This window comes from Marivirga sp. (genome assembly GCF_051117495.1).
GTDB lineage: Bacteria > Bacteroidota > Bacteroidia > Cytophagales > Cyclobacteriaceae > Marivirga.
This window is the reverse complement of sequence record NZ_JBNPEF010000011.1, coordinates 19,299-33,572: the sequence shown is the minus strand read 5'-3', so window position 1 is coordinate 33,572 and position 14,274 is coordinate 19,299. Positions and strand designations below refer to the sequence as shown.

The following is a 14,274-nucleotide window of genomic DNA, read 5'->3' as shown; positions in this document are numbered from 1 at the left end:
TTCAATGCTAAGATCAAAGCTTTTCGCTCCCAATTCAGAGGTGTGAAAAATGTATCCTTTTTCCTTTTCAGACTCTCAAAAATCTATGCTTAAAAAATACTTCTCCCCAGGTTTTCAGATTGATCCCAAAATACCCAACCAACAAGCTCTACAAATGGATAATGACGCCAAATCTATTTTAAATGATACAGTTGTTTTGGTGCCAGGGACAGAAGGTCTTAAAGATATAAGAGTAGTTGAAGCCATATATAAATCATCAAAGGAAGGGAAGGTAATCAGTCTTTAAACAAAAAAATCCTGCTCATGATATTATGAACAGGATTTTTAAAATTATTCCCTTTATTGAAGGGGTGTATTAGTTTTCAGATCCTTCTGCAGCGGCATCACCACCTTCAGCTGATGCTTCTGCACCTTCTGCTCCTTCTTCTAACTCATCTCCTTCTTCAGCATCTTCATCAGCTGATTTTCCTCTAAGTGCTCTTGGAATCTCAACAACCGCAATAGATGCTTGTGGAGTATCTAAAATCTCACAGTTTTCAACAGAAACCGTTTCAACCTTGATTGACTTACCAAAGTCAAGTGCGCTTATATCTAAAGTAATATGCTCAGGCATATCTTTCGGTAATGCCTTCACTAAAAGGTTTCTTCTTTTGTGAATTAAAGTACCCCCTTTAGTAACACCAGGTGCAGTTCCTTCCAAATGAACAGGAATATTCATTTTGATTTTCTTTCCTTTGTGTAGTTGTAAGAAATCAGCATGAAGGATGATTTCACTCACTGGGTGGAAAGATACGTCTTGTAATATTGCTTGGTACTCATCACCTTCTATATTAAGGTTAATGAAGTGTGCTTCAGCAGTAAATACGATCGGGCGAAAAAGAATCATTGGCGCATAAAAGTGGATTTGCTCGTCACCACCGTATAATACGGCAGGAACCATTGCTTCCGCTCTTAATCTCTTCGCCTCTTTTTTGCCAAGATTTGCTCTTTTATACCCTATAATCTCAACAGTTTTCATAATATATATTTATTAATAGTTAAAAATACAACTTAAATGAATAATGAACTTATTGATTCATTATCATGAATTTTTCTAATGGCTTTGGCAAACATATCAGCTACCGAAAGCACTTTTATTTTATCCGATTTTTGCTTTAACGGCAATGTATCGGTAGTAATCAATTCATCTAAAGTAGAATTGGCAATGTTTTCATAAGCATTTCCAGATAAAACAGGATGCGTAATAATAGCTCTAACAGATTTAGCGCCTTTGTCTTTTAGCATATCGGCTGCTTTGCAAAGCGTACCGGCAGTATCCACTAAGTCGTCAAAAATAATGACATCCTTATCCTGCACATCACCTATAACCTGCATGGCATCAACTTCATTGGCTTTCTTCCTTTGCTTATCGCAAACCACCATGTCAAGCTGAAAATGCTTGGCATACCTTCTAGCTCTAGCCGAACCTCCCACATCTGGGGATGCAAAAATAGTTTCCGGAGTGATGCTTTCCTGTAAATAAGGAACAAAAATAGCAGAGGCATCTAAATGATCTACTGGTATATTAAAAAAGCCCTGAATCTGACCTGCATGTAAATCACATGTCACAATTCTATCTGCACCTGCCGCCTCAAAAATATTGGCTAACATTTTAGCTCCTATGGCAACTCTTGGTTTATCTTTTCTGTCCTGACGTGCATATCCAAAATAAGGAACCACCAAGGTTACTTTATAAGCACTTGCCCTTCTTGCCGCATCTATCATTAGAAGCAATTCCATTATGTTGTCGGCTGGGGGGAAGGTGGACTGAATTAAGAAGACATGATGACCTCTGATAGACTCTGTAAAATAGGGTGATAATTCACCATCACTGAACTTTTGTAATTCAACATCTCCTAATGGTTTTCCATAGCTCATGGCTATTTTTTCCGAAAGATATTTTGATGTTGAACCTGAGAAAATTTTTACAGAGGACATGGTTTTATTTTTTGCGCTTAAAATAAAATATCCCGTCCTATTCAAATATGGACGGGATTTTGTTGCCCGACTAGGGCTCGAACCTAGACTCTTCTGTACCAAAAACAGACGTGTTGCCAGTTACACCATCGGGCATTTTCTGTTCCCCTCTTGCAAAGGGAATACAAAGGTAGAAATGGATTTTTTATTTGCAAATAAAGTGTTGAAAAAAATTAATTATTTTTTCTGTCCGGCACATAAGAGTAGTTATTCAATATGCTCAACACAGCCACTCTAATTTTTCTTGGATCTTCAAATATATTCTCAGAGTATAAATCAGTGGTATATCCTTGCCAAATCATGGAATAATTATCTGTTTCTGTAAAATTAATAACAAGTGTTCCCTGATCTATTTCAAATTTCTGTTTTTGATATTTTTCTTTCTCTTTTTGACTATCGCTTCTATACCTAATGAAACTTTCCATTTTAGGTTGGTCATATCCTTTATATTTTAAGGAATCTTCTATGAAAAAGTAACTCACATAAAAACTTGGTTTATCTGGATTATATTCATATCCCAAAAGTTCTAAATGACTTTTTATGGTGGATTTCACAAGTTTCTGTGGCGCTTCCGGCATATAGGTTTCTGTGATGAAGAAATCAAATGATTTATAATTATCAAAATCGCCTAGAAAATTATAATCATATTCAACCGGATATTCTTTGGAAACGAAACAACCATTTGTTAACAAGAAAAGTATTAGCAGAGGTATGTAAAATTTTTTCATAGTCTCAATTTAACAATTATATTCCTATTCTGTTTTGAATTTACAGAAGATTTTGAAATATATCATTTTTACGACACTTTTTCAACCCATTTCCTCGCATTTACCAAAGCTTCTACCCAAGGAGAAATTTCATCTGGTTTTCTTTCATCTGGATAATGAGCCCAGTTCCACGGGAAAATACTTCTTTCCAAATGGGGCATGATGGCTAAATGTCTTCCGTCATTTGAGCAAATAGCTGCCGTATTGAAATCCGAACCATTAGGATTGCCAGGATATTGATTATAGCTGTATTTTACGGGAATATTATAATTTGATTCTTTCAATGGCATTTCAAATTTACCCTCACCATGTGCAACCCATATTCCTAATTTACTGTTTTTCAAACTGCCCAACATCACGGAGTTGTTATCTTGCACATTAACGTTCACAAATGAGCATTCAAACTTATGAGAGTCATTGTGAGCCATTTTAATTTTCTCTTTCTGCTCAGGATATATTAAGTCTAAAGCTACCATCAACTGGCAACCATTGCAAACTCCCAAACTAAGTGTATCCTCTCTTTTGTAAAAATTCTCTAAAGCCTTTTTGGCATTATCATTATACTTAAAGGCACCAGCCCATCCTTTGGCAGAACCCAAAACATCCGAATTGGAAAAGCCACCTGTGAAGACAATGAAATTCACATCTGATAAATCCTCGGCTCCGCTCATTAAATCCGTCATGTGGATATCTTTTACATCAAATCCGGCCATATACATCATATAAGCCATCTCACGTTCACTGTTCACACCTTTTTCTCGGATGATAGCCCCTTTAATACCGCTTTCCGTATTTCTGTTAGGATCCAAGCCCAAAGATTCAAAAGTACCTTTAAATTGTTTTGGGAAATCAAATGATAAAGCCTGTTTACTATAATTTTCAAATCGAGATTTTGCTAATGCTTTACCACTTTGTTTTTCATCCATTAGGTAAGAAGTCTCGTACCATTCATCTCTTAAATTCGCAATATTTAATTCAATGGTTTGATTTTCTTTTGTGATTTTAACCTTATTTGTATTATTGGTATTACCAAGGGAAATAGCCTCAATGCCTGCTTTCTTTAATTCTTCGATAATTGATTTGTCCTCAATTTGAAGTAATAGCCCGGGTTGTTCACTAAATAATAATTTTACTAAATCTTTTTCTTCAAACTCATTGAAATTCAATTCCAAACCAATACTTTGGTGAGGGAAGGTGGTTTCTAATATAGAAGTAATTAATCCTCCAGAGCCGACATCATGTCCTGATAAAATTCTCTCATCATCTATTAATTTCTGAATGGTTTCAAATGCTTTTTTGAAATGACTTGCAGAATTAATATGAACTGTTTCCTCTCCTAAGGAAGCACGGGTTTGGGAAAATGCAGAACCACCCAATTCAAAGTTACCTTTACCCATGTTGACATAGATCAATTGGCTATTTTCTTTAGGGATTAATGCGGTTTCCAATGTTTTACGGATATCAGAAACTTCTCCTGCTGCGGAAATAATAACAGTTCCTGGCGCATATACTTTATCTCCTGAAGGATATTTTTGCACCATAGAAAGGGAATCCTTTCCTGTAGGGATATTGATACCCAATTCGACAGCAAAATCACTAATGGCTTCAACTGCTTCATATAAACGGGCATTTTCACCTTCATTTTTGGCCGGCCACATCCAGTTGGCGCTTAATGAAATTCCTTTTAATCCATCTTGAATAGGGGCGAAGATGATATTCGTCAAAGCTTCAGCAATGGAGAGTTCAGAACCGGCTTTTGGATCAATTAAAGCACTCACGGGAGCGTGTCCTATGGAGGTAGCAATTCCTTTTTCCCCTTTGAAATCCAATGCCATCACCGCAACATTATTCAAAGGCATTTGAATAGGACCAGTTGTTTGTTGCTTGGCAACTTTTCCCGTCACACATCGGTCCACTTTATTAGTCAGCCAATCTTTACAAGCCACTGATTCCAATTTCAATACATCTTTAATATATCCTTCAATTTCACTTGGCTCATATTGTAAAGAAGTGAAATGGGTAGTGTGTTTTTGGTCGGCTAAAATGGTTTTTGGTGCACTACCAAACATGGAGGCTAGAGGCCAATCAACAGGATTTTTACCTGTTTCTTTATCTTCAAAGCTGAAATGGTGGTCTCCGGTTATTTCTCCTACCACATAAAATGGTGCTCTTTCACGCAGAGATACTTTTTCCAACTTGTCAATGTCTTTTGCTTTAATGACCAATCCCATTCTTTCCTGAGATTCGTTCCCCACGATTTCTTTGGCAGAGAGTGTAGTATCCCCAATAGGTAGTTTTCTTAAATCAATTTTCCCACCTGTATCTTCCACTAATTCCGAAAGGCAGTTCAAATGCCCACCAGCTCCGTGGTCATGAATGGAAACAATAGGGTTTTCAGAGGATTCAGCCATTGCCCTTATGGCATTGGCTACCCTTTTTTGCATTTCAGGATTTGCGCGCTGAACGGCATTTAATTCAATCTGATTCGCAAAAGAACCTGTATCAACCGAAGATACGGCACTTCCACCCATTCCGATTCGGTAGTTGTCTCCACCCATTACAACTATCTTATCACCTTTTTGCGGAATGTCTTTTTTACTTTGCTCGGCTACTCCATACCCAATTCCCCCTGCTTGCATGATTACTTTATCATAGCCGTATTTTTTACCGGCATGCTCATGCTCAAAGGTCAATACTGAACCTGAGATCAATGGTTGTCCGAATTTATTCCCAAAATCAGATGCCCCATTAGATGCTTTTATGAGGATGTCCACTGGACTTTGGTACAACCAAGGTCTTTCTTCCATGTGGTTTTCCCATGGTCGATTATCTTTCAATCGGGAATAGGAAGTCATATAAACTGCAGTTCCTGCCAAAGGAATTCCAGCTTTTCCACCGGCCATTCTATCCCTGATTTCACCCCCTGAACCTGTTGCAGCACCATAAAATGGCTCAACTGTTGTTGGGAAATTGTGGGTTTCCGCTTTTAATGAGATAACGGATTTGAATTTCTTTTTTTGGAAATAATCGGCTTTCTCAGGGTTAGGAGAGGAGAATTGTTCAACTTCCGGACCTTCTACATAAGCTACATTATCTTTATAAGCCGATACAATTCTGTTTGGATTTTCTTTGGAAGTTCTTTTGATCATTTGGAAAAGCGTATGTGGCATTTCCTTTCCATCAATCACAAAAGTCCCGTTGAATATTTTGTGTCTGCAATGCTCCGAATTAACTTGGGAAAATCCGAAAACCTCACTATCGGTCAGCGGTCGTGCTAAATCTTTGCTAACCTGCTCAAGGTATTCAATTTCTTCATTACTAAGGGCTAATCCTTCTTTTTCATTGTAAGCAGCTATATCATTTATTAACTCAATAGCATCAGGTTGTTTGTCAATGGTGAAAATATCTTCATTCAAACCTTGATATTTGGCTTGAAGCATCGAATCTATTTTATCTGTAAGCTTGTCAATGGCTTCAAACATCTCAATTCTAAAGATACCCTCAAGTCCCATGGTTTGGGTGATTTCAACCGCATTCGTACTCCACGGACTTACCATTTCTTTTCTTGGTCCTACATAAATGCCACTTAATTCCGAAGCCGGAACTGTTTTTTCCGCATCAAGTAACCATAAAAGTTTTTCTAAATCGGATTCTGAAAAAGAATTTTGATGTCCTAAAGCGTAGATTTGATGATTTTTACCCTGAAAAAAGCTAAGCATAATGTGTTTTATGTAGATTTAAAGCCGCAAAGTTAGAAATTATCCATTATTTTGAATAGAGAATAGTAAATTAAGTGTATAAGTTTTTAGGTGAGGATGTGAATAGTTGTAAATGTTTTCAATTTATGCGACACAAAAAAGCAGCTTCTCACCTAAACACTTAAAAACCTATTCACTTCATCACTTTCATGACTTGCTCAAATGCTTAGCCGTATCGGCTATTAAAGTATTATGCCCAGCTTCCAAAATCACGTGTTCATATTCTTTTACATGCTTTAATAAATCCATCATATTATCCGCTGTGATGATTTTGTCATATTTTCCCGTAAACATCATGGTCGGGATTTTATTTTGATTAATAAGGAAAGCGATTAATTTTAAATCAAATTTTAGATGACGAAATACAACCCATGTTAAATATACCCTTCTTCTTTTTTCACGGGTATTCATTTGGGTATTGGCAAATTTCAATAAGCTTTTATCCACCAAGCCTAATCTTTTTGTGAAAGTTAAAATTTGATAGAAGTATTTAGGTTTTACAATCATGGCCCTAAAAAATCTTCTGAAAGAATTGGGGTAGGTAGCCAAACTGTACCAAAATGAAGTTTTAATGCCATCTGGCGCTATTAACAGAAACTCTTTAATTTTTCTAGGGAAGAGCTCTAAACTAGCTAAAGCAAATTTTCCACCCATGCTGTAACCGACTACTGCAAAATCATCAATCTGATGTTTTTCCAAAAAAGACTTTAAAATCTCTTCCCAATCTTGTTTTTCTAATGCTTGATTTCGGTCTTTCCATTCACTGTTACCATGGTAATAAATATCAAAAGCATAAACCGTATATTTTTCTCCCAATAATTCTGAAAAAGGTGAGTAAACTTCCTTTGACTGGCCAAAGCCATGAAATGCCAAAAGTGGAGTTTTCCCATATCCAGCTATGGAATAATATAAAATATTTTTACCAAATTTTATATGGTCAATTTTCATTTATATAAAATAATTATCTTAGTATAAGATTCAGAGCAATATTAAAAATCGTTAAATACAAATATACTTTATCCGTATAAGTAACTATTAATCAATTCTTTATAATTTTTTTCAATAATTATAAAATTTTATAAACAAAAGCCAACTTTGCCCGTTGGAAACCGAGGAAACTTTTAACCTAATTCAAGTTTCCTAAGTTTAAATCGCAATATAATCATTTGAGTACAGAGAAAAACATATTAGAGGGAGCAAAAAATTTGTTTATGCAATTTGGCTTGAAATCCATCACCATGGATGACATTGCCAGAAAGGTAGGCGTAAGTAAAAAAACAATCTATCAATTCTTTAGTGATAAGAATAGTATTGTATTTAAGTCCGTACATGAACATTTTTCAGATCATCGTAAAGAAATTGAGAATGTATTGAGCAACAGTAAAGATGCTATTGAGGCTATTTATAATATGTCCAAATGCATGAAAGTACAAGTAGAGGCAATTAATCCTACTGTATTGTATGATTTACAGAGATATTTTCCGAAAGCATATAAGCGGTTTTTGGATTTTAAAAACACCTTTATGAAGGAGCGAATGACCAGAATCATTGAAGATGGTATTGCTGCAGGCTATTTCAGAAAGGAAATCAATTCAGAAATTTTGATCATCCAAAGAATTGAGCAAGTACAATTGGCTTTTAATAATGAAATTTACCCAAGAGATAAATTTGACTTTAAGGAAATTCATGAACAACTATTTGACCATTTTTTGCACGGTATTTTAACAGAAAAAGGAAAAGAAAAATATAATCAATATCTAAATGAAGAGCAGGATGCTTAACAAAATCAGATTTTTTTGTGCCTTGGCTATTTTAATGCCAATGGGCATAATGGCACAAGAGCAGATGACCAAACCTATGAGTTTGGAAGAGTGCGTAAATTACGCTTTGGAAAATAACCGGAACCTAAAATCTACTAGGTTGGAAGAAGCCATTGCGGAGACGCAAGTAGGGGAAACAAGGTCTATGGGTTTACCTCAGGTTAAATTTCAGACAGGGGCAAATTACAATTATCAAATCCAAAGAGCCTTTTTGCCCAACTCTATTATTACAGGAGATCCAAATGCAGAAGGGTTTACACCTGTTCAATTCAGTCCTGAATATGATGGAAATGCGGCATTGTCGGTTTCCCAGTTACTTTTTGACGGTTCTTATTTTGTGGGTTTACAAGCTGCCAAAACACTTAGAGAATTAAGACAAAAGGAATCCAATCAATCTGAAATTGAAACGGTGGAAGCTATTACTAAAGCTTACTATTTAGTTCTAATTACGGGTGAGCGCCTTGAATTATTAGATGCTAATCAAGCGCAATTACAGAGAGTTTTAAATGAAACCAAGGCTTTATATGAAAGTGGATTTGCAGAGAAAATAGATGTGGACAGAATAAATGTAAATTATAATAACATACAAACTGAAAATAACAAGGCTAAAAGAAGTTATAATTTATCAATGGATATGCTCAAATTTCAAATGGGAATGCCATTGAATACGGAACTTGAATTATCAGGAGACATTTCAAATTTGACTTTAGAGGCGGATGAATATATAAACAAAACCGAAAATTTTGATTTCAGGGAAAGAGTCGAATTTTCTGTTTTACAGACTAATCAAGATTTGGCAAATCTTGATCTGAGGAATAATAAAGCTACACACCTCCCTAAATTATATGCAAATTTTAATTATGGTTATAACACCGGAGTAAATTCTACTCAAGATCTATTCAATTTTAGTGATAATTGGCTAGAATTTGGGGCTGTGGGTTTAACCTTAAGCTGGGATTTGTTCACTGGTTTAAATCGCTCCAGCAAAATGGAGAAAAACCGCATTCAAATAGAGCAGATTGAAATCCAGAAAGAGCAATTGAAAACCTCCATTAATATGGAAATTACCCAAGCTGAAAATGATTTAAAATCTGCCAAAGAAAGCTTGGATGTGCAAAAGCAAAATATGGAATTGGCACTTTCGGTTTATGAACAAGTGGAAACCAAATATAAAAACGGCATGGCCAGTAGCCGAGAGCTATTGGATGCCGAAACAGCCAAAAAAGAGGCTGAAACAAATTATTACAGCTCTTTATATGATGCTGTAATTGCCAAAATAGAATTAGAAAAAGCATTAGGAATATTGTATTGATTAGATGAAAATGAGACCTACTATAATAATGAAAAATTCAATTTTAATAATTGCGTTAGCAGTTTTAATGGGAGCATGTAACGGTGGTTCTGAATCTGAAAAGTTGAAAGCGGAACTGGAAAAAATAGAAAAGGATATTCAATCCAAAACCATTGAAGCGGCTGAATTAAAAGATAAAATAGCAGAACTGGATCCAGAATTTGCCAAAGTTACTGATCAATCTGTTTTAATTAAATCGGAAACCATAGAGCCAATGGACTTCAAACATAAAATTCAAGTCCAGGGAGAAGTGGCATCTCGCAAGAATATTACCATGGGGGCAGAAACTATGGGACGAGTGACTCAAATTAATGTAAGTCCGGGGGATATGGTAAAAAGAAATCAACTTCTGGTGAAATTGGATGCTCCCACAACCGAAAATAGCATTAAGGAGTTAAAAACTGCTTTGGAATTGGCTACTACAATTTTTGAGAAGCAAAAAAACCTTTGGGAACAGAAAATAGGAACTGAGGTTCAATATTTGGAAGCTAAAAACAGAAAAGAAACACTTGAAAGACAGTTGGCCACGGCTCAATCTCAATTGGACATGGCATACATTAGAGCTCCTTTCAATGGTAGGATTAATGATGTAAGTGTCAATACAGGAGAATTGGTACAGCCAGGTATGCCTATTTTAAATATGGTAAGCCAAGAGGAAATGTACTTGCAGGCAGCAGTTTCAGAGGATTACATCAATGATTTTAATCAAGGCGATTCTGTAGAAGTTTATTTGCCTTCTATTAAAAAGTCATTTTCCACCATTGTAAGTTCAGTAAGTTATGTAATCAATCCTGCTAACAGAACTTTCCAGTTGGAAGTAAAAGTGAATGACTTTGTTGATCAACTTAAGCCCAACCAATTTGCCCGCTTGACTTTGGTTGATTATGAAAATGAAAATGCCATAGTAGTTCCTTCAGATGTTGTGCAACAAGATAATATCGGGAATTTTGTATATGTAGTAAAATCTGATAAAAATCAGAAGAAAGCGGATAAAAGAAGGGTAGAAAGAGGCAAAACCTATAATGGTTATACGGAAATCTTGAAGGGTATCAATTCTGGTGATGTCATTATCTCTGAGGGATATCGTGAGGCAGTGAATGGAATAGCGGTTCGTTTGGCAAAATAATTTCGAAATAAGATATTTATGAGCGATCAAAATAAAAAGAAAGTAGAAAAAGAATTTGGGCTAACTACTTTATCGGTCAATAACAGGACAACAGTTTATGTTTTGGCTTTATTAATAGTGGTTTTAGGAGTGTTTTCCTATATCAACTTACCAAAAGAAAACTTCCCGGAAATTTCACAGCCCACGATTTATGTGGGAACACCGCATCCTGGAAATTCTCCTGCGGATATGGAGAAATTGATCACCCGTCCATTGGAAAAGGAAATCAATACAATTTCCTCTGTGGACAATATCAAATCCACCTCGGTACAGGATTTTTCAACTATTATCATTGAATTTACCACTGAAACGGATGTTGATGAGGCTTTACAAGAAGTAAAAGATGCGGTTGATCAAGCCAAATCTGAATTACCATCTGATTTGCAGGATGATCCTAATGTTTTTGAACTTAACGTAGCCGAATTCCCGATTATGAATATTAACCTTTCGGGGAATTATAGTGTGGAGACCTTGAATTCTTATGCGGAATATCTAGAGGAAGAGATGGAAAAATTCCCTGAAATGTCCAAAGCGGAAATTAGGGGAGTGGATGAAAAAGAGGTTCGTATAATGGTGGATCCATTAAAAATGGAGGCCCGAAAAGTCAGCTTTAATGATATTGAAACGGCCGTTCAGCAAGAAAATATGACCATGTCGGGTGGTAATATTAAAATGGGGAAAATCAGAAGGACTGTTTCAATTTCAGGCGAATATGATGATCCTAAGGATTTGGAAAATCTCATCATCAAAAATGAAAATGCTGATATTGTTTACCTTAAAGATATAGCGGAGATCGAATTCGATTATAAGGAAAAACAAAGTTATGCACGTTTAAATAATGAAGCAGTGGTGATGGTGGATGCCGTGAAAAGAAGCGGTGAAAACCTTTTGATTCTGACAGAGAAAATTTATGAAGTCGTGGATAAGGCCAAAGAAGAGGTTTTTCCTGATGACTTGGTGGTGACCATTACCAACGACCAATCGCAACAAACCAGAGACCAGGTGAGCAGCTTGGAGAATAACATTATTTCAGGGGTAATCTTGGTTGTATTGGTGCTTTTATTCTTTTTGGGAACTCGAAACGCACTTTTTGTGGGAATTGCCATTCCAATGTCAATGTTTATGGCTTTCATGATATTAGGAGCTTTGGGCATTACCATAAATATGATTGTGCTTTTCTCACTTATCATGGCATTGGGGATGTTAGTGGATAATGGTATTGTGGTAGTGGAGAACGTTTATCGTTTGATGGAAGAAGGCTATTCTCCAATAAAAGCCACCAAAATAGGGGTAGGGGAAGTGGCTATGCCGATCATTTCATCAACAGCTACTACTTTGGCTGCATTCTTGCCATTGGCCTTTTGGCCAGGGTTGATTGGTGAGTTTATGAAATATTTGCCGATTACCTTAATCATTACTTTGGGCTCATCTTTGTTTGTGGCTTTGGTAATCAATCCAGTATTCATTGCTTCTTTCATGAGATTAGATGAGGGAGGAAAGCTTGATTATAAGAAGATCTGGAGAATTGCCTTGATTTCATTTGCAATAGGTGCAGGATTCATTTTATTGAAGGTATATGCTGTTGGTAATCTTGCCATTTTATTTGGTGCGCTTGGATTGTTGAATACTTACGTTCTAACACCGCTTTCACGGAGATTCCAAAAGGGACTTTTGCCTGCTGTAGAAAGATTATATTCACGAACCTTGGGTTTTGCAGTGCGAGGATATAATCCTTATTTCTTTCTTGGAGGAACGGTGGTAGCATTAATTGGCTCGGTAATGTTATTGAGGGCTTTTACTCCCAATGTATTGTTTTTCCCTGAAAATGAGCCAAAATATGTGAATGTTTTTGTTGAATTTCCAGTAGGCACTGATGTGGAATATACCAATCAATTTTCCAAAAAAATTGAAAAAGAAGTAAAGGATGTTATCGTGCCCTATTCTGATATAGTGGAATCGGTAGTGGCCAATGTTGGGAGAGGAGCTAGTGACCCTAGCGACCCTACTGCCATGGGGCAATCCGATACCCCGAATAAAGGAAGAATAACCGTTAATTTCGTGGAATTCAAATATCGGGATGGTGTATCCACCACAAAAGTGATGAATGAAATTCGTGAAGCTGTATCTGATAAATATGCAGGGGTTTCTATTACCGTGGATAAAGACCAAGCAGGTCCTCCTACCGGTAAGCCATTAAATATTGAAATCAGCGGGGAAGACTATGCTAAACTGATTCAAATTACCGAGGATTTGACCGTATTTATCAATAATCAAAGTATTGGTGGAATTGAGGATTTGAAGAATGATCTGGAAGTGGGTAAACCCGAATTGACAGTCAATATCGATAGAGAAAGTGCAAGGAGATTTGGATTAAGTACGGCCACTATAGCTAATGAGATCAGAACGGGTCTTTTCGGTAAGGAAATTTCCAAATACAAGGAGGGTGAAGATGATTATGAGATCCAATTGCGCTATAATGATGAATACCGCTATGATGTGGATGCTTTGATCAATAAGAAAATCACTTATAGAGATCAATCTTCCGGGAAAGTGAATCAAGTACCCATCAGTGCTGTAGCTGATGTATCTTATACTAGTACTTACGGTTCGATCAATCGTAAAGAATTGGATAGGGTAGTGACGGTTTACTCCAATATTTTGGACGGCTACAATGCCACTAATGTGAATAATCAATTAAAGGCGGCCATGAAAGATTTTGAAGTGCCTGCCGGTTATGAAGTGAAATTTACAGGTGAGCAAGAAGAACAAGCCGAGGAATTGGAATTTTTAAGTATTGCTTTATTGTTGGCTGTATTTTTAATATTCTTGATTATCGTGGCGCAATTCAACAGGTTAACGGCCCCATTTATCATCATGAGTTCTGTAATTTTCAGTACGATTGGTGTATTTCTGGGACTGGTAGTTTTCCAAATGGATTTTGTTATTGTGATGACCATGATTGGAATTATATCATTAGCGGGTATTGTGGTGAACAATGCTATCGTTTTAATTGACTTCATTGAAATCAGTAAAGCCAATAAGAAGTTGAATTTAGAAGAAGGGGAGAAATTGACTTATGACATGGTAAAAGAAGCCGTGATGTTGGCCGGAAAAACGCGTTTGAGACCTGTGTTGCTGACGGCTATCACTACTATTTTAGGGTTAATTCCCTTGGCGATAGGCTTTAATTTTGATTTTATTCAATTGTTTACCAGCTATAATCCTGATTTTTATTTAGGGGGAGACTCCGTAATGTTCTGGGAACCGATTTGTTGGACCATCATTTTTGGTTTGACTTTCGCAACCTTTTTAACGCTGGTTATCGTACCTGTAATGTATCTTATTGCAAATCAATTAAATGCTCAATTTGGGATAGGAAGATGAGTTAGAAGTTGGG

At 36.3% G+C, this 14,274-nt stretch carries 10 protein-coding genes and 1 tRNA gene; 5 read left to right on the top strand and 6 right to left on the bottom strand.

Features of this window, described 5'->3' with window-relative positions:
• Window positions 1-85 precede the first annotated feature (85 nt).
• The gene (locus ACFE0M_RS06660; protein WP_434544969.1) at window positions 86-286 is read left to right on the top strand and encodes a Gfo/Idh/MocA family oxidoreductase; all 201 of its coding nucleotides are present in this window, start codon (window positions 86-88) and stop codon (window positions 284-286) included.
• A gap of 69 nt (window positions 287-355) precedes the next feature.
• On the opposite strand, the gene ACFE0M_RS06655 is transcribed toward ACFE0M_RS06660, so the two are convergent.
• The 6 genes from ACFE0M_RS06655 to ACFE0M_RS06630 form a co-directional block, all read right to left on the bottom strand.
• Window positions 356-1,018, bottom strand: coding sequence for a 50S ribosomal protein L25/general stress protein Ctc (locus tag ACFE0M_RS06655; RefSeq protein WP_434544968.1), 663 nt, complete (start codon window positions 1,016-1,018; stop codon window positions 356-358).
• A 32-nt stretch (window positions 1,019-1,050) separates the two neighbouring features.
• Entirely contained in the window at window positions 1,051-1,977 is a 927-nt protein-coding gene (locus tag ACFE0M_RS06650) for a ribose-phosphate pyrophosphokinase (protein WP_434544967.1), read from the bottom strand.
• A 62-nt stretch (window positions 1,978-2,039) separates the two neighbouring features.
• Window positions 2,040-2,112: transfer RNA gene (locus ACFE0M_RS06645), tRNA-Gln, on the bottom strand.
• 77 nt (window positions 2,113-2,189) lie between these two features.
• A complete protein-coding gene (locus ACFE0M_RS06640; protein ID WP_434544966.1) occupies window positions 2,190-2,744 on the bottom strand; it encodes a DUF4136 domain-containing protein in 555 nt (184 codons plus the stop codon).
• A 68-nt stretch (window positions 2,745-2,812) separates the two neighbouring features.
• Entirely contained in the window at window positions 2,813-6,502 is a 3,690-nt protein-coding gene (gene purL / locus ACFE0M_RS06635; RefSeq protein WP_434544965.1) for a phosphoribosylformylglycinamidine synthase, read from the bottom strand.
• 186 nt (window positions 6,503-6,688) lie between these two features.
• Complete coding sequence (locus ACFE0M_RS06630) at window positions 6,689-7,489, bottom strand: alpha/beta fold hydrolase (protein ID WP_434544964.1); 801 nt, start codon at window positions 7,487-7,489, stop codon at window positions 6,689-6,691.
• A gap of 218 nt (window positions 7,490-7,707) precedes the next feature.
• Here ACFE0M_RS06630 and ACFE0M_RS06625 point away from each other — a divergent pair, with 218 nt between their 5' ends.
• From ACFE0M_RS06625 to ACFE0M_RS06610, 4 genes are read left to right on the top strand one after another with little or no spacing between them, the layout of a single operon-like run.
• Window positions 7,708-8,322: a TetR/AcrR family transcriptional regulator gene (locus tag ACFE0M_RS06625; protein WP_434544963.1), complete on the top strand. Its 615-nt coding sequence runs from the start codon at window positions 7,708-7,710 to the stop codon at window positions 8,320-8,322.
• Complete coding sequence (locus tag ACFE0M_RS06620) at window positions 8,315-9,673, top strand: TolC family protein (protein WP_434544962.1); 1,359 nt, start codon at window positions 8,315-8,317, stop codon at window positions 9,671-9,673. Before ACFE0M_RS06625 ends, ACFE0M_RS06620 begins: the two co-directional genes overlap by 8 nt.
• A gap of 28 nt (window positions 9,674-9,701) precedes the next feature.
• Window positions 9,702-10,838, top strand: a complete 1,137-nt coding sequence (locus tag ACFE0M_RS06615; RefSeq protein ID WP_434544961.1) for an efflux RND transporter periplasmic adaptor subunit — start codon at window positions 9,702-9,704, stop codon at window positions 10,836-10,838.
• Window positions 10,839-10,856: 18 nt separating this feature from the next.
• Window positions 10,857-14,261, top strand: a complete 3,405-nt coding sequence (locus tag ACFE0M_RS06610; RefSeq protein WP_434544960.1) for an efflux RND transporter permease subunit — start codon at window positions 10,857-10,859, stop codon at window positions 14,259-14,261.
• Window positions 14,262-14,274 lie beyond the last annotated feature (13 nt).

What these genes read in the sequence shown, in the direction of transcription:
- ACFE0M_RS06660 (WP_434544969.1), top strand. Translation starts at nt 86, where the DNA reads ATGCTTAAAAAATACTTCTCCCCAGGTTTTCAGATTGATCCCAAAATA.
- ACFE0M_RS06610 (WP_434544960.1), top strand. Translation starts at nt 10,857, where the DNA reads ATGAGCGATCAAAATAAAAAGAAAGTAGAAAAAGAATTTGGGCTAACT.
- ACFE0M_RS06640 (WP_434544966.1), bottom strand. Translation starts at nt 2,744, where the DNA reads ATGAAAAAATTTTACATACCTCTGCTAATACTTTTCTTGTTAACAAAT.
- ACFE0M_RS06650 (WP_434544967.1), bottom strand. Translation starts at nt 1,977, where the DNA reads ATGTCCTCTGTAAAAATTTTCTCAGGTTCAACATCAAAATATCTTTCG.
- ACFE0M_RS06655 (WP_434544968.1), bottom strand. Translation starts at nt 1,018, where the DNA reads ATGAAAACTGTTGAGATTATAGGGTATAAAAGAGCAAATCTTGGCAAA.
- ACFE0M_RS06630 (WP_434544964.1), bottom strand. Translation starts at nt 7,489, where the DNA reads ATGAAAATTGACCATATAAAATTTGGTAAAAATATTTTATATTATTCC.
- ACFE0M_RS06615 (WP_434544961.1), top strand. Translation starts at nt 9,702, where the DNA reads ATGAAAAATTCAATTTTAATAATTGCGTTAGCAGTTTTAATGGGAGCA.
- purL (WP_434544965.1), bottom strand. Translation starts at nt 6,502, where the DNA reads ATGCTTAGCTTTTTTCAGGGTAAAAATCATCAAATCTACGCTTTAGGA.
- ACFE0M_RS06620 (WP_434544962.1), top strand. Translation starts at nt 8,315, where the DNA reads ATGCTTAACAAAATCAGATTTTTTTGTGCCTTGGCTATTTTAATGCCA.